Origin of the sequence: Helicobacter labetoulli (assembly GCF_003670275.1) — a bacterium.
GTDB classification, from domain to species: Bacteria; Campylobacterota; Campylobacteria; order Campylobacterales; family Helicobacteraceae; genus Helicobacter_C; species Helicobacter_C labetoulli.
On sequence record NZ_QXJF01000005.1, the window covers coordinates 86,707 to 106,842 of the forward strand.

The 20,136-nt window shown below is 38.3% G+C and carries 17 protein-coding genes; 7 read left to right on the forward strand and 10 right to left on the reverse strand.

What is annotated here, in order from left to right; all coding sequences use genetic code 11:
• Position 1: 1 nt before the first annotated feature.
• From EBF12_RS03395 to EBF12_RS03405, 3 genes are all read right to left on the reverse strand, one after another.
• Positions 2 to 832 (reverse strand): CheR family methyltransferase, encoded by an 831-nt coding sequence (locus EBF12_RS03395; protein ID WP_415579915.1) that lies wholly within the window; start codon positions 830 to 832, stop codon positions 2 to 4.
• 21 nt (positions 833 to 853) lie between these two features.
• Positions 854 to 2,296, reverse strand: a complete 1,443-nt coding sequence (locus EBF12_RS03400; protein ID WP_121726407.1) for a Do family serine endopeptidase — start codon at positions 2,294 to 2,296, stop codon at positions 854 to 856.
• A gap of 77 nt (positions 2,297 to 2,373) precedes the next feature.
• The gene (locus EBF12_RS03405; protein ID WP_121726408.1) at positions 2,374 to 5,619 is read right to left on the reverse strand and encodes a DNA translocase FtsK; all 3,246 of its coding nucleotides are present in this window, start codon (positions 5,617 to 5,619) and stop codon (positions 2,374 to 2,376) included.
• Positions 5,620 to 5,955: 336 nt separating this feature from the next.
• Between EBF12_RS03405 and EBF12_RS11050 the strand changes: the two genes are divergently transcribed.
• The 6 genes from EBF12_RS11050 (at position 5,956) to EBF12_RS03435 (ending at position 12,955) form a co-directional block, all read left to right on the forward strand.
• A complete protein-coding gene (locus EBF12_RS11050; RefSeq protein ID WP_157979046.1) occupies positions 5,956 to 7,428 on the forward strand; it encodes a hypothetical protein in 1,473 nt (490 codons plus the stop codon).
• The gene (locus EBF12_RS03415) at positions 7,428 to 9,416 is read left to right on the forward strand and encodes an ABC-F family ATP-binding cassette domain-containing protein (protein WP_121726409.1); all 1,989 of its coding nucleotides are present in this window, start codon (positions 7,428 to 7,430) and stop codon (positions 9,414 to 9,416) included. The genes EBF12_RS11050 and EBF12_RS03415 overlap by 1 nt, the downstream gene beginning before the upstream one ends.
• A gap of 72 nt (positions 9,417 to 9,488) precedes the next feature.
• Positions 9,489 to 10,412 (forward strand): branched-chain amino acid transaminase, encoded by a 924-nt coding sequence (locus EBF12_RS03420; RefSeq protein WP_121726410.1) that lies wholly within the window; start codon positions 9,489 to 9,491, stop codon positions 10,410 to 10,412.
• A gap of 9 nt (positions 10,413 to 10,421) precedes the next feature.
• Positions 10,422 to 11,522: an SPFH domain-containing protein gene (locus tag EBF12_RS03425; RefSeq protein ID WP_121726411.1), complete on the forward strand. Its 1,101-nt coding sequence runs from the start codon at positions 10,422 to 10,424 to the stop codon at positions 11,520 to 11,522.
• Positions 11,523 to 11,525: 3 nt separating this feature from the next.
• Entirely contained in the window at positions 11,526 to 12,224 is a 699-nt protein-coding gene (hisIE, locus tag EBF12_RS03430) for a bifunctional phosphoribosyl-AMP cyclohydrolase/phosphoribosyl-ATP diphosphatase HisIE (protein ID WP_121726412.1), read from the forward strand.
• Positions 12,225 to 12,232: 8 nt separating this feature from the next.
• Positions 12,233 to 12,955, forward strand: a complete 723-nt coding sequence (locus EBF12_RS03435; protein WP_121726413.1) for a DUF2393 domain-containing protein — start codon at positions 12,233 to 12,235, stop codon at positions 12,953 to 12,955.
• A gap of 37 nt (positions 12,956 to 12,992) precedes the next feature.
• Here EBF12_RS03435 and EBF12_RS03440 read toward each other — a convergent pair whose 3' ends face one another.
• From EBF12_RS03440 to secG, 7 genes are all read right to left on the reverse strand, one after another.
• Positions 12,993 to 14,150, reverse strand: a complete 1,158-nt coding sequence (locus tag EBF12_RS03440) for a metallophosphoesterase (protein WP_121726414.1) — start codon at positions 14,148 to 14,150, stop codon at positions 12,993 to 12,995.
• 265 nt (positions 14,151 to 14,415) lie between these two features.
• Positions 14,416 to 14,769, reverse strand: a complete 354-nt coding sequence (rplT, locus tag EBF12_RS03445; RefSeq protein WP_121726415.1) for a 50S ribosomal protein L20 — start codon at positions 14,767 to 14,769, stop codon at positions 14,416 to 14,418.
• Between the two features lie 80 nt (positions 14,770 to 14,849).
• Entirely contained in the window at positions 14,850 to 15,044 is a 195-nt protein-coding gene (gene rpmI, locus EBF12_RS03450) for a 50S ribosomal protein L35 (protein ID WP_014666543.1), read from the reverse strand.
• Positions 15,045 to 15,076: 32 nt separating this feature from the next.
• Positions 15,077 to 15,601 carry a translation initiation factor IF-3 gene (gene infC / locus EBF12_RS03455; RefSeq protein ID WP_121726416.1) on the reverse strand — a complete coding sequence of 175 codons (525 nt, stop codon included), beginning with the start codon at positions 15,599 to 15,601 and terminating at the stop codon, positions 15,077 to 15,079.
• On the reverse strand, positions 15,598 to 17,409 hold the full coding sequence (gene thrS, locus EBF12_RS03460; protein ID WP_121726417.1) for a threonine--tRNA ligase: 1,812 nt from the start codon (positions 17,407 to 17,409) through the stop codon (positions 15,598 to 15,600). The genes infC and thrS overlap by 4 nt, the downstream gene beginning before the upstream one ends.
• Before the next feature lie 2 nt (positions 17,410 to 17,411).
• A complete protein-coding gene (frr, locus tag EBF12_RS03465; protein WP_121726418.1) occupies positions 17,412 to 17,969 on the reverse strand; it encodes a ribosome recycling factor in 558 nt (185 codons plus the stop codon).
• Positions 17,970 to 17,978: 9 nt separating this feature from the next.
• The gene (secG, locus tag EBF12_RS03470) at positions 17,979 to 18,359 is read right to left on the reverse strand and encodes a preprotein translocase subunit SecG (protein WP_121726419.1); all 381 of its coding nucleotides are present in this window, start codon (positions 18,357 to 18,359) and stop codon (positions 17,979 to 17,981) included.
• A 178-nt stretch (positions 18,360 to 18,537) separates the two neighbouring features.
• Here secG and EBF12_RS03475 point away from each other — a divergent pair, with 178 nt between their 5' ends.
• Entirely contained in the window at positions 18,538 to 19,959 is a 1,422-nt protein-coding gene (locus tag EBF12_RS03475) for a glycosyltransferase (RefSeq protein ID WP_244196338.1), read from the forward strand.
• Positions 19,960 to 20,136 lie beyond the last annotated feature (177 nt).

The window sequence follows — 20,136 nt, forward strand, 5'->3', positions numbered from 1 at the left end:
ACTACGCCTTTATCTTAACAAAAGTTTTGTTACCGAGCTTTTCAAATTTTTCAGTCAAATGATAGAGGCTTTCACTATGCCCCAAATAAAAAGTGCCATCAATTTTTAATGTGTCAATGAGACGAGAGAGAATATCCTGTTGATCTTCTTGTTTAAAATAAATAAGCACATTGCGACAAAAGAGCATATCAAACTCTTCACGCATAAACGGATAGCGTTTATCAAAGAGATTCATTTGTTTGAAAGTTATCATTGATTTGAGTTTGTTTTTAGCTTTGAGCAGTCGCACATTTGGGTTTTTACCATCATCAAGTGGGGTGAAGTATTCCTCCATTTCAAACCAATTTGGGAATTTCTCTATCTTAAAATCAATCGTATAAACCCCTTCTTTTGCTTCTTGTAACACATCAGTATCAATATCTGTGGCGATGATACTTACAGGCGTGCTTGCACCATAGAGCTTTTTAGCATACAGCACACTCATTGCAATAGAGTAAGGCTCTTGCCCCGTAGAACTCGCACAGCAGTAAATTTTAATAGGCTTATTGCGTTTGAAAAGTAAGGGCAGCGCACGATCAATCATATCTTGGAAGTGAAAGTCTTCACGAAAAAAATCTGTTTTGTTTGTTGTAAAGCTATTGATAAATTGTTGTTGAATCTTAGGGTTATGCTCAATACTTGCAAGCAGCGTGTTTATGTTATCAATATGTGTATCACGCATAAGGCGGTAGATTCTGTTTTTTATCATTGTGAGCTTTGAATCACTTAAAAAAATACCACAATACTTGTAAAGACGCTCTTGAATGAGCGTAATTTGCTTATTGTCTAGCATTACCACTTTTTAGCCCCTCCTCTATTTGATAAGTATGGTCTTAGTCCCACTTGAGCTATACACAAGCACTCTTTTGTTTTTGCCTTTAAATCTTGCAAAGGCATTGCTTAAATCCGCTGGAGTTTTTATCGCAATGCTTTCAACTTGAGCAATAATATCGCCCACTTCAAATCCCGCTTGAGCTGCTTTTGATTTTGCATTTACAGCGGTTACTACCACGCCATTAATCTCACTTGGGATTCTGTATCGTTGGCGAATATTGGCATTTAAGCCTTCAACGCTCAAGCCCTCTATATTAGCACCAAAATCTTGATTGCTTGGCGATGTGCTTGATTGTGTCTCTTTAGAATCTGGTAATTCTCCTAATGTGATTTGTGCTACACGCTCTTGCTTATCACGGATAAATTTCACCACCACTTTTTCATTTGGCGAAAGCATACCGATGAGATTTTTTAGTTCCGCTGCGTTTGATACTCTCTTGCCGTTAATATGTGTGATAAGATCCCACACCATAAGCCCCGCTTTTGCCGCTGGAGATTGTGGCTCAAGGCTAATAACAACTGCCCCGCTATTATCCCCATAGCTTTCTTTCAAATCTTCATTAATATCTTGAATCCCAACACCCAAAAATCCGCGTTTAATGCTACCTTTTTCAATAAGTTCTTTGGCGATTTTTTTTACCATATCTGAGGGAATGGCAAAGCCTACGCCGTGATTCCCACCTGTGCGAGATAAAATGGCGGTGTTAATGCCAATGAGTGCTCCGCGTGAATCTACCAACGCCCCGCCAGAATTGCCCGGATTGATTGATGCATCAGTTTGTATGAAGTTTTCATAATCATTAATGCCTATGCCGCTTTTATTGAGTGCGGAAACAATGCCTTGAGTGATTGTCTCACCCACGCCAAAAGGATTCCCAATGGCAAAGACAACATCGCCAATAAGCACATTTGAGCTTTGAGCAAAGCTAATGGGGAGGAGATTATTTTTCTCTATTTTAATTACTGCTAAATCGCTTCTAGAATCTGTGCCAACAACCTTTGCGACATATTCCTTTGAGCTATCAGAGAGTGAGACAAGCACCTTAGAGGCATCTTCAATCACGTGATTATTTGTAATAATGTAGCCATCACTTGAGATGATAACGCCACTGCCAAGGCTTCGCTCCACGCGTTCTTTTGGAATCTGCCCATAAATATCACCAAAAAATTGCTGAAAAAATGGATCATTAAACATAGGGTGATTAGCAAATTGATTGCTTACATTTTTTTGTGTAGAGATATTAACGACAGATTTTTTTGCCTGTTCAATGGAGGAATTAAAAGAATATACGCTATCATCATTTTCTTGTGGATTAATGCGTTTTTGAATCTTGGGTGCTTCTTTAAAATCTATGGCAAACGCACCGCTTAAAGTCAAAATAAAAAAAATGACACCACTAAAAACATATTGTGTATATTTCATAGAATGCTCCTTAAAAATAGTGTTTGTTTTAAGCAGGAGATTCTATTAGCTTAAATTAAATGCTAGGCAAAGCGAGTTTAGCTCCCTAAAATTTCCCTTACCCCCTTCACATTGGGTGCGGATAAAAAGCCATCTCTCTCTAATTGCTCAACAAGATTTGCTGCCTTGTTGTAGCCTATGTTTAAACGCCTTTGCAGGTAACTTGCTGAAGTTTTTTTATCTTGAAGAATGATTTTTTTTGCCTCTGTGATAAGGTCATTATTTTCTCCACTCTCACTTAGATTCTCACTGGCAAGATTATCTTTTTCATCAAGCATAAAGTTTTTATCATACGCCACTTCTTGCTGGGATTTGATAAACTCTGCTACTTTTTCAATCTCTTCTTCTGTATTCCACGGAGCGTGAAGTCGCGTAACGCCTCCAACGCCCGGCGGTGTGAAAAGCATATCGCCTTTGCCAAGCAAAGATTCAGCACCAAAAGTATCAAGGATAACTTTAGAATCTATTTTACTTCCTACTTTGTAGCTAATGCGTGAGGGGAGATTTGTCTTAATCAGTCCTGTAACGACATCAACACTTGGACGCTGCGTAGCTACGATAATGTGAATCCCAGAGGCACGCCCCATTTGAGCAATTCTAGCTAGGGCAAACTCCACTTCCTTGCCTCCTGTCATCATTAAGTCCGCTAACTCATCAATAATAATCACAAGATATGGGAATTTCTCCATTCCCTCAACTTGAGCCTTGCGATTGTAGCTATCAATGTCTTTTGTGCGTAGCTCACTCATTAAATCATATCGCCTATCCATTTCCGCTACTGCACTATTTAGCCCAACAATAGCCTTTTTAGGCTGCGTGATAATAGGTGTGATAAGATGAGGAATATTTGCATAGATACTAAACTCAACTTTTTTTGGATCAATCATTAAAAGCTTTAAATTATCCGGTGAGTTTTTGTAAAGGAGTGAGAGAATCATCGCATTTAGCCCCACACTTTTCCCACTACCTGTTGTCCCTGCGATAAGCAAATGTGGCAATCGCTTTAAATCTGTGATAAAAGGATTGCCTACAATGTCTTTACCAAGGGCTAGGGTAAGTGGTGAAGTGGAAGTTTTAAACAAATCAGATTCTAGCACTTCACGCAGATAAATCGTTTGTGTGCTGTTGTTTGGTATTTCAATCCCCACAACATCTTTACCCGGAATAGGGGCTTGAATACGGATAGATCTCGCACGCAATGCCATTGCCAAATCATCTTCTAAGGTGAGAATCTTACTCACTTTAATGCCCGGTGCAGGGCGAAACTCAAAGGTTGTAACAATGGGACCTGAATATGTCCTTGCAATATCGCCTTCAACACGGAATGTCCTAAGCTTAGCTAATAAATCTTCAATCTTGCGGTCAATCTCACTTTCATCAATTTCGGTTTTTTCACTTAGAGGTTGGTTGAGCAGACTTGTTGTGGGGAGCTTAAAATGCAAAGGCTTAGCTACATTGCCATAATCAAGATTGCTAAGCAAGGCTTTGTTTTCATCAAGCTCGGTTACGCGTTGATAGAGAGGCTTTGAATCTTTGGGCGTAGAAAATGAAGTATTGGGCGTATTTTGTGGGCTGTGCTGTGCTTGAGATGTGTGGGATTGAGCTGGGGTTTTGGGAGATTCTGGGATAATCTCTTGCACGATAGAATCTGCCCAATTTGCATTGTTTGTAGTGTTGTAATTTGGCGTGATTTCTTGAATCTCAAGATCTAGCATTTTTGGCGTTTGTGGAGACTGCAAAAATTCTTGTGGATTTGGTGCAATATTTTGTGGAGCGGGGCTTGTGGGTGCTAGATGTGCTAAATCCGTGTAGGGCGAGGGTTGAGGAATGTTTGATAAAAGTGAAGGCTGTTGAGATTCTAGCTGGGTTTTGTCGCTATCTAATTGAACAGATTCTTGCAAAGGTTGAGAGGTTTGGATTTGCTTATCTTGCAGAATTTGGCGAGATTGCATCAGGCTTTCTTGCATAGATTCTTGTATGTTTAGATTCTGTGTGTTTTGTGTATGTGTGGAATTTGCCTGAATCTCTTGTTGTAAGGTAGGATTTGCTAGGGCTGTCTCTTGATTTTTTACTTCCTTTGGCTGCAAAAAGACATTGGGATTAAGCGGACGCGATGGAGGCGTGGGTATTTCTTTTGGGGCATTTTCATTAGGCTTAGATTCTAAATCTTGTTTTGCTTGTGGCGTTGTAGAATCTGCCAAAAGTGGCTGAATGTCAGTGCTAGGCTGCGAGATACTTGGCTGTGAAAGATTCTGTTGTGCGACAAGCTGGATAGAATCTTGCCTTGGCTTAATGGCTGGGTCGCTTAGTGCTGTGTGTTGGACATTTTTTGAAAATGTATTGCGATATTTTTCGGCTTGGATTCTTAAAAACTCTTCAAGCTTTAAGTCATCTTGCGATCTTGGCACAACCTCTAAATGCGGTGGTTGTGTTTGTTTGGCTGATTGATGTGGGGATTTTTGGGCTGGATTTAGTGGGGGGTGTGCAAAAGTCATTTGGGGCGTATGGGCTTGGTGGGTGGCATTAGAATCTGTGCCTTGTAGATTCTGTGGTTGAGATAGTATTTGTTGGTTTGGGAAGTGCTGTGGAGTTTGAGGTTGTAAATCTTGTGGCGTATGTGAATCTTGAGCTGTATGAGTGGAGCTTTGTGGTTGGGGCATTTCATCGAAGGCTTTATCTATAAAAACATCTTTAAAATCATAATGAGCTTGTGTCGTCATCTCCTGCTTGGCATTTTGTAAATCAAGAATATCTTGTGTCTTTTTGGCAAAGAGATTCTGAATCTTAGGCTTTATGGCGGTGCTAAAACGCTTGATAAAAGCTTTTGTGCGTGTATAAATGATAGATAAAACTAATTTTATAAAATCATAAGCGACAAAAAGTTTATGTTTAAGCTGTTTTAAGAGCAGGTCAATGTTGCGTTGTGTGGAGATAAGCCACGAAAAAAGGAATAAAAAAATATCAAGCACCCAAAGTCCAAAATAACCAATATAATCTTTGAGAAATAGCACAAGAGAGTTGCCAAAAGAGCCTTGTTTAAGGACAAGAGATTGAAAGATAAGAAGTGCGATGAAAAATAGAGAAAAAGAGACAATAAGCTCTAATCGCCTGAAAGTGATATGATGGCTTTTGTAAAGGCAAAAAAGCGGATAGAGTAAAAAAGGTAAAAATATATAAGCCACATACCCAAAAATGCCAATATTAAGGGCAGCAAAGCTCGTGCCAAAGTCACCAACAAGCCCATAATCACCAATAAGAGTTGCCACAGAGAGAAAAATAAGCACAATATTTAATGCAATATATAGATATAATTTTTTGATGAGTTATCCTTTAAAAATTCGTAATGCTTGGCTATGTAGCCTAATAATAAATGCGGTAAGATTCTAGAATCTTACCTAGGAGTTACAACGGAGCTACAACAACCCCTTAAAGTTTGAGTTGAACCCATATATGGCTACTTGGCTTTAAGCCTCTTTTTTGCATAGGCTAAAAAATTTCGCATTATATCATAAAGAATTTGAGATTTTCACTAATGATTTTTTTATTTTTATTTGGCTAGAATCTAGGCTTTGTGTTTTGTGGGACTTGTAAGTTTTAGATTCTGTTTTTTAAGGAACAATATGCACGGCAAGATATTAAGATATTCCAATCAAACCAAAAATGGCGTTGTTGTGAATGCTTCTAAGAAGATTTTTGAGCTACGCAATACGAGTTGGCATGATCAGAGAATGATGCCAAGTGCGGGAATGCTTGTAGAGTTTCGCCTTGATGATAATGGCTATGTCGTTACAGACTGCAAAGCTTCTAGGTATCAAAGCTTCCCAGAGAATGGGCTGATACGAGAGATTGATTTTTGGCGAACAAATACTGATGATGAGCTAAAAAGCAAAGAAGCAGATGCAAAAGCTGCCATCGCCAAGCAGATTTTTGCAGAGACAAATTATCTTAAGCTTAATAGCATTCAGTTAAGCACCCCAATCCCTGAAACGATAAAAGACCATTTTCAAGAAGAGTTTCACGCACTTACAGCTATTTCTGGTATGGAAGAAGAAGGGCAAGACCCACAAACAAAGATAAATTATGTCATTGTCAAGCCCTATCTTTCAAAAGCGATTGACTATCTTGTATTTAATGATAGGCATATCACTATTGATAATTTTGCCGATGATATGCAGGTGCTTAAAAAGCTTGAATATTCTTATAGGCAGTTTCAAACAAACACTAATTTAACGCCTGATAAAATTTACCAAGAATGCTTCCTTGATGTGCAGTATCATTACAAAGGTGTTATAAGAGCAATAGAGACTTTTAATGAAAAAAAGCTCTCCTTACAAAATAAGATTCGTGTAGGCTCAATGGAGCTGCGTTCAATCCAAGCCAAGCTTGATGCTAAAAGGGGCGACCCAAAGGCACTTGAAGAACGAAAGGTAAGAACAAGGGCTATCATTACAAAAGCTGAATCTGATAATAAAATTATCAGTGCGACCATTGATAGGCTAAAGGCTCTTGCGGAAAATTTCAAAAAAGAGAATCTAACGAAGTTTGAAGGCGTGTTTAACAAAATGTATGAGATTCTTGTCAATAAAACAAAAGATGCAATGGATATTTGTGCCACACATATTGATAATAAGCTATGGAAGCTTGGTATGTCATCTTTGGCGATTAAGAATGTCTTTTTCAAACATAATATTAATAGTCCATTTTGTGCGATGACATTTCTTGGTAATCATACAAAAATGCTTGATAAAGCCAAATTACGCGACAATGAATATCAAGTCTATCAATACTACAATAAGTATATGACAAAAAATGCTAAACATTTTTTGATTTTTTCGGACAATCCAGCTTTCAGCTTGGATTTGAAGATTAAAATTATGTCGGTAAGCAAGTTTCACAATGTCGTTATTTACCACAAAGAGATTGAGTATTTTAGCGCGGTTAATCGGCAAACTTTTGAGCTTATCTATATAGATTCTGAACTCAAGTTTCAAAAACCCGCCTCTATCATCAAGATTGGCAAGGAATCTAAGAAAAACAAGCAAACAAATTTTGCCCTTTTATCGTTTGCACAAATTAAGACTTTTGAATTTTGATGAATCTGTTATCGCTTCAAGATATACATAAGCAATACGACAATAAGCTTATTCTCAATCGGGCAAATCTTAACATTTCCCAATATGAACGCATTGCGGTTATTGGCAAAAATGGTTCGGGCAAATCAAGCTTGTTGCAGATTATTGCCGGAGGGCTAGAGGTAGATAGTGGCGAGAGAATGAGTGTGAAAAATCTCAAGATTCTATCTTTAGAGCAAAAGCCCATTTTCAAAGCAAATGCAAGTGTATATGATGTATTTATAGAATCTATGAGCGAGATAAAAAAGGCTCATAACGCCCTGCAAGAGATAAACAACAAGTTTTCAATGACACAAGATTCTATTAAAGATTCCCTAACGCATAAAGAGATGTTAAATGAATACGCAAGGCTTAGTGCCTTTTTAGATGACAATAATGGCTGGGATTTACAGAAAAGGGCAGAAGAGATTTTAGAGCATTTTGGCTTACAGGCTTTTAGAGATAGACTTGCAAATTCCCTAAGTGGAGGGGAGCAGAAAAAAATCGCATTGGCAAGTATTTTATTGCAACCTTGTGATATTTTATTGCTTGATGAGCCTACAAACCACCTTGATACGCAAATGGTGGCATTTTTGGAGGATTTTATTTTAAAGTCCCGTTTTACACTTGTATTCATTAGCCACGATAGATATTTTATTGATAGGGTAGCTACACGCATTATTGAGATTGATTCTGCTCATCTTACAAGCTTTGAAGGCGGATATTTGGATTATTTGGCTAAAAAGGAGGAGATTTTAAGGCATTTAAGTCAAGCTCATCAAAAACTTCTTAAGATTCTAAAAAGTGAAGAGCAATGGCTACGGCAAGGTGTAAAAGCAAGGCTCAAACGCAATGAAGGGCGAAAAAATAGAATCTATGCTATGCGTGAAGAAGCAAAACATAATCCTTCTGTGATACGCAAAATGCGACTTGAACTTGAAAGGGAGCAGAAAAGCTTTAATAAAACTGAAAATGTCAATAATCAAAAATGCCTTTTTGAGATAGAGCATTTGTGTAAAAATATAGGCGGCAAGATTCTAATAAAAGATTTAAATTTAAGAATCTTGCGGAATGATAAAATCGCCATTGTTGGTAAAAATGGCTCGGGCAAGTCAAGCTTTTTAAAAATTTTACTCGGGCAAGACAGGGCAGATTCTGGTGTAGTAAAGGTGGGTGATATACGCATAGGCTATTTTGATCAGCACACGGCTTTGCTTGAAGATGATAAGGATTTGCTAGAGACTTTTTGTCCAAATGGTGGGGAATATATTGAAGTGCGTGGAAAGCATTTGCATATATATGGGTATTTGAAAAACTTTTTATTTCCAAAAGAGTTTTTAACGCAAAAAATTGGCTCTTTAAGTGGCGGGGAGAAAAACCGCGTAGCCCTAGCCTTGCTTTTTACTAAGGAAGTTGATGTATTTATCCTTGATGAGCCAACAAATGATTTAGATATACAAACGATTAATATTGTGGAGGAATATCTTTTGAGCTTGAATTGTGCGGTTGTATTTGTGAGCCACGATAGGTATTTTGTGGATAAACTCGCCCAAAAACTGCTTGTCTTTGAAGGGGGCGGCAAAGTGGTGCAAACGCATATGCTTTATAGTGAGTATTTGGAGATGAATGAAAATTTGCTGGAACTTGAGAGATTAGAATCTTTGAGTGCAGATTCTAAGCCCAAGATTCAATCACAGCATACAGAATCTGCTCCCATAGAATCTGCCCCTGTGAAAAAAGCAAAAAAAATAAGCTACAACGAGCAAAGGGCATTGCAGATTCTGCCTCAAGAGATTGAAGTGTTAGAATCTAGGCAAAAAGCTTTGCAAACTGCTCTAAGCAACCCACAAACCTATCAGCAGCAAGGCATTAGTGTCTTAGCAGCAGAGTTGGCAGAGGTAGAAAAGGAGCTAGATTCTAAAATCACGCAATATTTGGAATTAGAGCAGAAAAATAGTGATTTGGCATAGTTAAAATATTATAAAACTTTTGCTACAATCCACGACATTGTTTTAGATTCAAAAATAAGGAGAGTATCCACAATGAAAGAAGCAAAATATATTTGGAAAGATGGCAATCTTATCCCGTGGGCGGAAGCCACTACGCATATTTTAAGCCATACTTTGCATTATGGAAATGCCGTTTTTGAAGGCACAAGGGCATATATGACAAAAAAAGGTTTGGCGATTTTTCGCTTAAAGGAGCATACAAAAAGGCTTTTAGATTCAGCTAAGATTGTTTGTATTAAATCACCCTTTACGCAAGATGAGCTAGAAAAGGCTCATATAGAGCTTTTGAGGGCAAATAAAGATGAATATAGGGGCAATGTGTATATCCGCCCTATTATTTATCTTGGCTATGGTGTTATGGGGCTAAATCACATTAACGCACCGGTAAATGTTGCTATTGCTGCGTGGGAGTGGGGAGCGTATCTTGGTGAAGATGGGATTAATAATGGAATCAAAGTCAAAACAAGCTCCTTTGTGCGGAATCCTACAAAGTCATTTATGGGTAAAGCAAAGGCGGCGGCAAATTATCTTAACTCACAAATGGCAAAGCACGAAGCATTAGCTTGTGGGTGTGATGAGGCGTTGTTGCTTGATGATAATGGTTTTGTGGCAGAGGGTAGTGGCGAGTGCTTTTTTATCGTAAGGAATGGCAAACTCATCACCCCACCTTATGACAATACGCTAGAATCCATAACACAAGCTACAACTATTGAGATAGCTAAAGATATGGGGCTATGTGTAGAGCAAAGACGCATTACACGAGATGAGGTATATATTGCTGATGAAGCCTTTTTTACCGGGACTGCAGCAGAGATTACACCTGTGCGTGAGCTTGATGCAAGGATCATTGGTAATGGCAAAGCGGGGGATTTGACAAAGAAGCTGCAAGAGGCGTATTTTGCAGTTGTCAATGGTGAAAATCCAAAATATTCTCATTATTTAACTTATATAGACTAAGGAGTAACAATGCCTATTGATTTAAATGAGCATTTAAAGAAAAAACGAGCTGAACTTGATGAAAAAAAGGGTTCTAGCGATAATCAGCAACCAAGAAACAATGGTAATAATGGTGGCAATGGCGGCAATAATCGCCCAAATAATAATCGTGGGAATAGTGGATTCAACCTTGATATGCCCATACCCTCTATGCCAAGTGGAAAATCTCTAGGTGTGATTATTATCGTTGTTTTGTTGATTGTGGTTTTTATTGCTGCGCGTCCTTTTGTGATTGTTAATGCCGGAGAAGTTGGGATTAAGGTAACTACGGGGCAGTATGACCCTAAACCGCTTGATCCCGGATTGCACTTTTTTGTGCCGATTATCCAAGATGTGATTTTGGTAGATACAAAGGTAAGGACAATTAACTTCTCCCGCAGTGAAGATATGGGAAGCGTAGGAAGAGAATCTAGCATTTTGCGTAATGATGCGATTAATGTTATGGATACAAGTGGTATGACAATTTCTATTGAACTCACCGTGCAATACCAGCTTGAGCGTGAAAAAGTCCCTGCGACTATCGCAGAATATGGTATGGCGTGGGAGCAAAAAATTATCAACCCCGTGATTCGTGATGTGGTGAGAAGTGCTGTTGGTAACTATCCAACAGAGGAGCTACCAACAAAACGCGATGAAGTGGCAAATCTTATCCATAATGGCTTTAAAAGCAAGCTTGATGCAACGCCAAATCAGCCTGTGAAGCTTGTTTCTATTCAGCTACGCGAGATTGTGCTGCCAGAGCAGGTAAAGACGAGAATTGAAGGTGTGGAACTTGCTAAAAGGGATGCACAAAAGGCAAAAGAAGAGGCAAATGCTTTGCGTGAAAGAGCAAAAGGTAAGGCAGATGCACTAGAGATTGAAGCAAAAGGTCAAAGTGAGGCAAACCGCCTTGTGAATGAGAGTCTCTCTCAACGCTTACTTGAATTGCGTCAAATTGAAACGCAAGGCAAGTTTAATGAAGCGTTAAAAGAAAATACAAATGCACAAATTTTCCTAACTCCGGGTGGGGCTGTGCCAAATATTTGGGTAGATTCTAAAAACAAGCAAAAAAGCAGCGTTGTAGGGCAGTAATCTATGTGTGATGTGCTAGAAAAGATTGATTGGGAGCGATATGAGCTAATCCCTACGATTACTCAAGAGTGGGGGAGCAATGAAATTTTAATGCTTGCGTATTCTTCTAAACAATCTTTAGAGCTTTCTTTACAAAGTGGGTTGGCACATTATTTTTCTCGCTCAAAGCAGAGAATCTGGCAAAAAGGTGAGCAAAGTGGCAATACACAAAAAATCAAAGAAGTGCGACTTGATTGTGATAATGATAGCTTGATTTTTATTGTGGAGCAAAAGGGTGTGGCTTGTCATACCGGAGAGAAGAGTTGTTTTTTTCAAAGCTTTGTGCCAAGTGATGAAGGTAAAAAAGCAAGTCAAGCCCCCAAGATTCAAGAATCTTATGGAATTTATCATATTCTTGATGAGCTATATCATATCATTGAGCAAAAAAGGCACAATGATCCTAAGCATTCTTATAGTGCGTCTTTGTTTGCCAAAGGGGCAAATGGTATTTGTAAAAAGATTATTGAAGAAGCAGGGGAATTGTGCTTTGCAATTAAAGATAGGCAAGAATCTGAGATTATTTATGAATGTGCGGATTTATTCTATCATATTTTAGTAGGCTTGGCACTAGAGCATATCTCGGTTGAGCGTGTATTGCAAGAGCTTAAAAGACGCAAAGGGCAAAGCGGTATAGAAGAGAAAGCCTCGCGTAACACACACTAGGATTCTCAATGTTTGAAAAGCTAAAGATTTTACTTATCCAAATGGTGTCTTATTTATCTATTTATGAAATAGGCTTAATACTTATTGGTTTTTTTGTCTTTATTATGGTTTTCACTCTTGGGTTGCTTTTGCGTGGGCGGAGATTTATCGCAAGATTCTTCTTTTTTCTCTCAATCGTTGCTATTCTTGCTGCACCTTTTGGTTTGCATTTTATGATGAAAAATGTGTTTTATACAACAGATGTTACTTTGACAAGTGCATATCCTATGCAATACACCAAAGGGTTTTTTGTAGCTGGAAATATCGCGAATAAGGGCAGAGTACCTATAAATGAATGTTTGATTAGTGTAGATTCTGTGCGTGATGATAAGGATAGCCAATTTATGAGACTTTTCAATAGTATTTTTCCAAAAAGTTCCTTTAGCACAAGCATTGATATTGATATTGAGCCTGATAGTAATGCTGAATTTTCCGTGATTATTCCAAGTTTTGAAGCAAAAGAGCCTTTGCTATTTAGGGTATATGTGGATTGTTATTTGTCAAATAAATTTACTCAAAAAATGCAAAAGAAAAAGCAAGCTCATATAGAAAATATCATCACTCCCAAAGAACCAGAAGTATCAATAGAAATAAATGAGAGTGAATCTACAGAACAAGATGAAGAGGAACAGGACTTAGCATCACAAATTCCAAATTTACCAGATTCACAAAGTGGGTCCCCTTCATCTTAAGTTTCAGATGAACAAAGTCTTTTTGTACCACAAAATTTTATTTTGGTGGCAAAAGCTCAAAGAGTGTGATTTCTCGCTCACTGCCAATTCGCATAGGTGGTCCCCAGAATCCTGCACCTTGTGTAACATACACTTGCGTTTTGCTAAGATTATCAAGTGTATGAAGTCCTGAAATATAGGGCTGCTGCAAGAGTATTGCTAAAGAAAATGGAAAAATTTGCCCTCCGTGTGTATGTCCGCTCACAACAAGGCTGACTTTGTCATAAGGCGGGGTAAGATAGTCTATCACCTTAGGCTGATGAGAAAGTAGAATGGTAGGCAGGGTAGAATCTACATTTGCAAAAGTCTGCTTTATATTAGGCTCAAGCTTTCCTACACGCCACCCCATAAAATCCGCTACTCCAGCGATATTGATGGTATTATCAAGGATATAGTTTTGATTAATAAGAATATGAAATCCTAAAGATTCTAGTTTTTTGAGAATATTTTCAACATCGTGGAAATACTCGTGATTGCCTAGCACATAAAACACACCTTGATTTGCTTGAAGATTTTTTAGCTCATCAACGCTATTTTCAACATCTTCTAATTTAGCATCTACAATATCTCCTACAAGAAAAATCACATCAGCATTAAGAGCATTTGTCATTTCCACAATCTGCTTTGTTTTGCTCTGCTCCATAAGCCCACCTATATGTATATCGCTTAGCACCACAGCCCTAAGTGGTGTGCTAAGCCCCTCTATCTCAAGACTATGTTGAATAATTTCTGGCTTTTTTGCACCATTATAGGTGGCAAACACAAGCATTATAAGGCTAAGAACAAAAATCCCAACCTTAGTTTTGTGTCGCCATCTACTCCTTGCAGATTTGGTGCGAAGCATCATAATAAAAAGTGAGCAAACTTGATACATAAATGCTGCCATCACAAAGAAAAAAGTAATACCAAGACAAAGTGAAAGTAGGAAGTAATACACTTGCGGCACATTGGCACTATCACGCAAAAAGAGATAGGCCACACAATGCAGAGCATTGATAGTGGTAAAAATCTTCCACACAAGATGGACAGAATGCTTGGTGCTAAGGGATTTTAACAATGCCTTATAGATGTAAATATGAAGAATGATAAAAAGCATAGAACCCATAAAAGGGAAAATAGCACTTTGCATTTGGGCAAATTCAGGCACATCTTGCATAAAAATCCTTATTTGTGGAATTGGGGTTATTAAACTCTGCTTGGCATAGAATCTACAGGATTCACAAGCAATTTTTGAGAGTGTATTGTAAGATAGGAATACTCAAAAGTCCTTTAAAGTTGCTACGATTTTATAAAAAACAGAGTTTCTTGAGTTATTGGAATAAGTCAATAAAAATGATAAAACACATCAAAAAGGGTTTTTAAAGGGGAGTAGATTCTACAATGTGGTAATGTAGCACCAAATGCAGAATCTGCACAAATATTTACTTAATCTTATCTTTGACACTCGCAACAATAGCATTGAATGTCTGTATATCATTCATCGCCATATCAGCAAGAATCTTTCTATCAAGGCCAATATTTGCAAGTTTTAAAGCGTGGATAAAGCGAGAGTAGCTTATCCCATTCATCTTACAAGCCGCGTTGATACGCGTAATCCATAGTTTTCTAAAATCACGCTTTTTTTGCTTCCTATCACGGAAAGCATAGCACATACTGCGTTCTAACTGCTCTTTTGCCTTTCTAAAATGCTTGCGGCGTCCGCTATAAAAGCCTCGTGCAAGTTTTAGAATCCTTTTATGTCTTCTTCTTCGGACAACGCCTGTTTTTACTCTCATTTTTTCTCCTTTACCTTTTTAGGTGTAAGCTTTTTGCTTCTCTTTCCCATAATGCTTTGCATAGTGGGGAGTGGGGATTCTTAAGCCATACAAAGTAGGCTTTTGACAGAATCAACATTTGTGCTGTGAACATATTTTGGTGCATTAAGGTTTGCCTTACGCTTATGTGATTTTTTTGTTAAGATGTGGCTTTTAAACGCACTTCCGCGTTTAATGGCATTTTTCTTCAACTTAAAGCGTTTAGCTGCACCGCGATTTGTTTTCATCTTTGGCATTATCTCTCTCCTTTCATAAGATTAGTGTGTTTTTAGTGTTTGTCTTTTTTCTTTGGCACATATAGCATATTAAGGTATTTGCCCTCAAGCTTTGGCTCTTTTTCAGCAACTGCGATGTCTTCAAGCATTGCTGCGACTTTGTGCAGTGTATCCATTCCTGCTTGGGGGATACTTAACTCTCGTTGTTTGAGAAACACCTTAAACTTTACATGCTTACCAGATTCTAAAAACTCAATAGCGTGTTTGACTTTGTAGTTAATGTCATTTTGCGCGATTTGAGTTGAGAGTTTAATTTCTTTAATCTCAATTTGCTTTTGCTTTTTGCGTGCCTCTTTTTGCTTCTTTTCAGCTTGATAGCGGAATTTGCCATAGTCCATAATCTTACACACGGGCGGCTTGGCATTAGGCGAGATAAGCACAAGATCAAGCCCTGCTTGATTGGCTAGATTCAAAGCTTCCTTGGAGGAGATGATTCCATACACCTCTCCATTATCGCCCACACAACGCACTTCCTTAAAGTTTATCTCTTCATTGAGTAATGTTTCTTCTCTGCTCAAAAGCGAACCTCTCCTATTTTTGTTTTTAATGTTGTAAGAAAATCAGCTTGAGAAAGCTCATATTGAGCCTTTTCTCTCCTATCACGGATTGCAAGAATCTTGCTTTCTACTTCCTTTGCCCCAATCACTACAATAAGTGGCACTTTCTGCTTTTCTGCAAGTCTAATTTTTTTACTGAGACTTTCATTTTTATCTAAAATCTCCGCATACGCACCAACTTTAATGATTTCATCACGCAATTCTCTCGCATAGGCAAGCTGTGCGTCCCCAATGGGGATAAGGATAACCTGTGTGGGAGCGATAAATAATGGAAACTCACCGGCAAAATGTTCTGTTAAAATCGCTACGAATCGTTCAAATGAGCCAAGGATCGCACGATGTATCATCACAGGCTGCACTTGCGTGTTGTTCTCATCTGCGTAGCCAAGAGTAAAGCGTTCAGGCAGATTCATATCAACTTGAATCGTCCCACACTGCCATTTGCGTTTGAGTGCATCTGTGATTTTAATATCAATCTTTGGTCCATAAAATGCCCCACCACCTTCATCAATTTGATAGGTGATATTGTTTTCTTTCAAGGCATTTTTGAGTGCATCTGTTGCGCTCTCCCACACTTCATCGCTCCCAATAGACTTTTGGGGTCGTGTGGATAGCTCCATTTCATACATAAAGCCAAAGGCATCTAAAATGCTTTTGGTGAAACTTATGATTTGATTGACTTCATCTTTGATCTGGCTTGTTTGGCAGAAAATATGTGCATCATCTTGAGTAAATTCCCTTACACGCAAAAGTCCGTGTAAAACGCCACTTTTTTCGTGCCTATGCACAATCCCATATTCATAAAAACGCAAAGGCAGTTCTCTATAACTACGCGGAGAGCTTTGATATACCTTGATATGTCCTACACAATTCATAGGTTTAATGCCATATTCTTGCTCATCAATAGTTGTAAAATACATATTTTCCTTGTAATTATCGTAGTGTCCGCTTTTTTTCCACACATCACTTTTTAGAATCTCAGGTCCCCTAACAGGCTCATAGCCCCTTTCATTCAGTGCAATGGTGAGCAAACGCTCAAGATTCTGCCGTAATCTCGCACCTTTTGGTAGCCAAATAGGTAGTCCTGCTCCAATCTCCTCATCAAAGGTGAAAAGCCCCATTTCCTGCCCAAGTCTGCGATGGTCTCGCTTTTTGGCTTCTTCAATAGCAAAAAGATAATCTTTGAGTGATTGTTTATCAGCAAAAGCAATGCCATAAATACGGATAAGCATTTGTGCCTTTTCATCTCCGCCAAGATATGCCCCAGCAATTTTAGTAAGCTTAAAGTGCTGTAAAAGCTTTGTATTTGGCAAATGTGGTCCGCGACACAAGTCTTCAAAATCACCCTGCGTATAGATACTGAGTTTATCATCTGTGATTTTACTCATCACAGCTTGTTTAAGCTCATCATTGGCAAATCTCGCCTCCGCATCTTTGCGTAGTAGGGTAGTTTTAAGGATAGGGTAGGCTTTTTTGGCGATTTCTAGCATTTTAGATTCAATAGTAGGCAAGTCTTCTTCACTCATCTTAGAATCTACCTTAAAATCATAATAAAAGCCCTCATTTACTACAGGTCCCACAAAAAACTTCGCTTCAGGATAGAGCGATTTAATCGCTTGAGCCATAAGGTGCGCACAAGAATGGCGGATAATTTCCAAAGATTCAGGGGAATTATCAAAATGTATCTGCTCCCCATTGATGTTAAGCTCACTCGCAGTGCAGAGATCATAAATATTTTGATTATGCTTGATACCTATAACTTCACTCATTTTTATACTTTCATCACTTCTTCTTCTTTATGTTTGACCATATCATCGCATTTTTTGACAAATTCATCAGTGTATTTTTGAATCTCATCAAGCGCTTTTTTACCTTCATCTCCAGTGATATTTTTATCTTTTTCAAGCTTTTTAATCGCATTATTAGAATCTTGGCGAATATTGCGGATAGCGACCTTTGCTTTTTCCCCCATTGATTTAGCATTTTTGGCAATTTCTTTGCGTTGCTCTTGTGTCATCGGCGGAAAAAAGAGTTTAACACACTCGCTATCGCTATTTGGATTCACACCGATATTTGCCTCCTGAATCGCTTTCTCAATATCTTTGAGCAATGGCTTTTCCCAAGGCGTGATGATGATTGTCGTGGCATCTTGTGCGATGACTGAGCCTACTTGATTAAGTGGCGTTGGTGTGCCGTAATAATCTATACGGATATTATCTAAAATACTTATGCTGACTTTACCGCTACGCAGTGTGCCAAAATCTCTACGGAGAGATTCAATAGTCTTGTCCATATGGGACTTGGCATTATTGTAAATATCATTGAGCATATTATTCCTTTATTTATTAGCTTCACTAGAATCTGAAGGTGCTACAAGTGGTGCGGTTGGAGCGGCATTTTCATCAACGACAAATGCACTAGAATCTGATGTTGCTGCTTGTGGTGCATTTGGCACTTGTGTGCTAGGTAAAGAATCAAGAATGCTCTTTTGAGACTGCTTGTTATATGCGTAGCTTAGAGCGATTGTATTTAGCACAAAAAGTAGCCCTAAAAACATTGTAAATTTTGCCAAAAACCCAGCAGGTCCCTTTGCTCCAAAAACAGATTCATTGCTTCCACTATACGCACCAAGCCCAATGCTTGAGCTTTTCTGTAAAAGCACTACGATGGTGATAAGCACGGCTAAAACAATTTGCACGACAAAAAAGGTAGTTGTCATCTATAAAACTCCAAGACCAAAATTAAGTTAAAACAAAGGGCGGATTATAGCAAAAAATCCTTAAACAAAGTCAAAGACTTAATGTTAAAGTGCGATTTAATAAAATTGTAATAAATTTTGAGCTACAATCCAAACCTTTCGCAACTCTTAAAAAACTTCAAAGGTGGCTACAATAACAATGATGAAAGATACTATCACAAAATCAAGCAGTTCATACATAGATATTGCAGATAAACAGGCAGTAGATTTATTCGGGGGAGAGGGTATTCCCCCAAATAGCCTAACTCAATTAGATTTAGCAAACTATCAAAGTTTTACGCAAGGGAGTGTTGCTGTAATTATCCCCTGCTACAATGAGGAAAAGACTATCGCTCAAGTTATTGATGAAGTCTTTGCTGTGCTGCCAAACGCACATATTTATGTATTTGATAATAATTCAAGTGATAACTCACGAAATATTGTTAAAGCAAAAATTGATGAGATAAAATCTTTAGATTGTCATATTGAGCGAAGCGAAATATCCAATATGGAATCTAAAAAAGATTTTTCGTGCTTACACACTCAAAATGACAAGACTGCAGAATCTTACAATTTTGCACCACTACGCCCTGCACCCACCCATTTGGATAAGAATCTAGATTCTAATCCGTGTCATACTGAAGCCTTTGAGGGCGAAGTATCTAATGTAGAATCTAAACAAGATTTTTCGCCTTTTTCAAAGGCTCAAAATGACAAGATTCTAGATTCTATAAAAATGCACCCCAAACCCTGCACCCACATCGAATTGGTAGAGAATCTGGATTCTAAAATTCCCGCAAAGTCCCTCACACTCCATAGTGTTAGCACACAAGGTAAAGGGGCGGTTATGCGTGAGGCATTTGCATTAATTGAAGCAGATTTTTATGTAATGATTGATGCGGATACTCAACACGATGCTTCCATTTTGCCAAACGCACTAGCGTATTTTAGCACTCATAAGCTTGATATGCTAAATATCGCAAGAGAGGCAGATTCTAGCATATATCGCAAGGGACATAGCTTTGGCAATAAGCTGTTTTCAAAAAGCACGCAAATGCTTTTTGGCACAAAAATTAGTGATATGCTAAGTGGATACAGAATCTTTTCTCGCCCTTTTGTCAAAAGCTTCCCCGCTCATAGCAATGGCTTTGAGATAGAGACTGAACTCACCATTTATGCCCTAGAGCAAAGGCTTCGCACCGATGAGATAAAAGCTCCCTACAAATCCCGCCCAGAAGGGAGCTTCTCTAAGCTTTCAACCTTTAAAGATGGCTTTAAAATATCGCTTATGATTTTAAATCTTTTATTTAGTGAGCGTCCTTTGCTTGTTTTTGGTGTGCTAAGCTCTATATGCTTTTTGCTGTCTCTATTCTTTGGTGTGCCTATCTTTTTGGAGTTTTTAGAGACTTCTAAGGTAGCGAGATTCCCCACGCTTTTTGTGTGCGTTGGGCTAATGGTGATTGCTGTGGTGCTTTTTATTGCAGGGCTTTTAGCCCATCTTGTTACAAAAAGCATTAAAGAATCTCGCTATTTAGCCTATTTGCAAAGCAGTAGAGAAGCTAATAAGGGCATATATGGCTAGTGATACTTGATCTTGTGAAAGAGATTCTAATACTATGAAATCTAGTGCAGATTCTAAAAGAGATTGTTGTGTTAAGCGAAGTGAAACATATTGTCATACTGAAGCCTTTGAGGGCGAAGTATCTAATGTAGAATCTAAACAAGATTTTTCGCCTTTTTCAAAGGCTCAAAATGACAA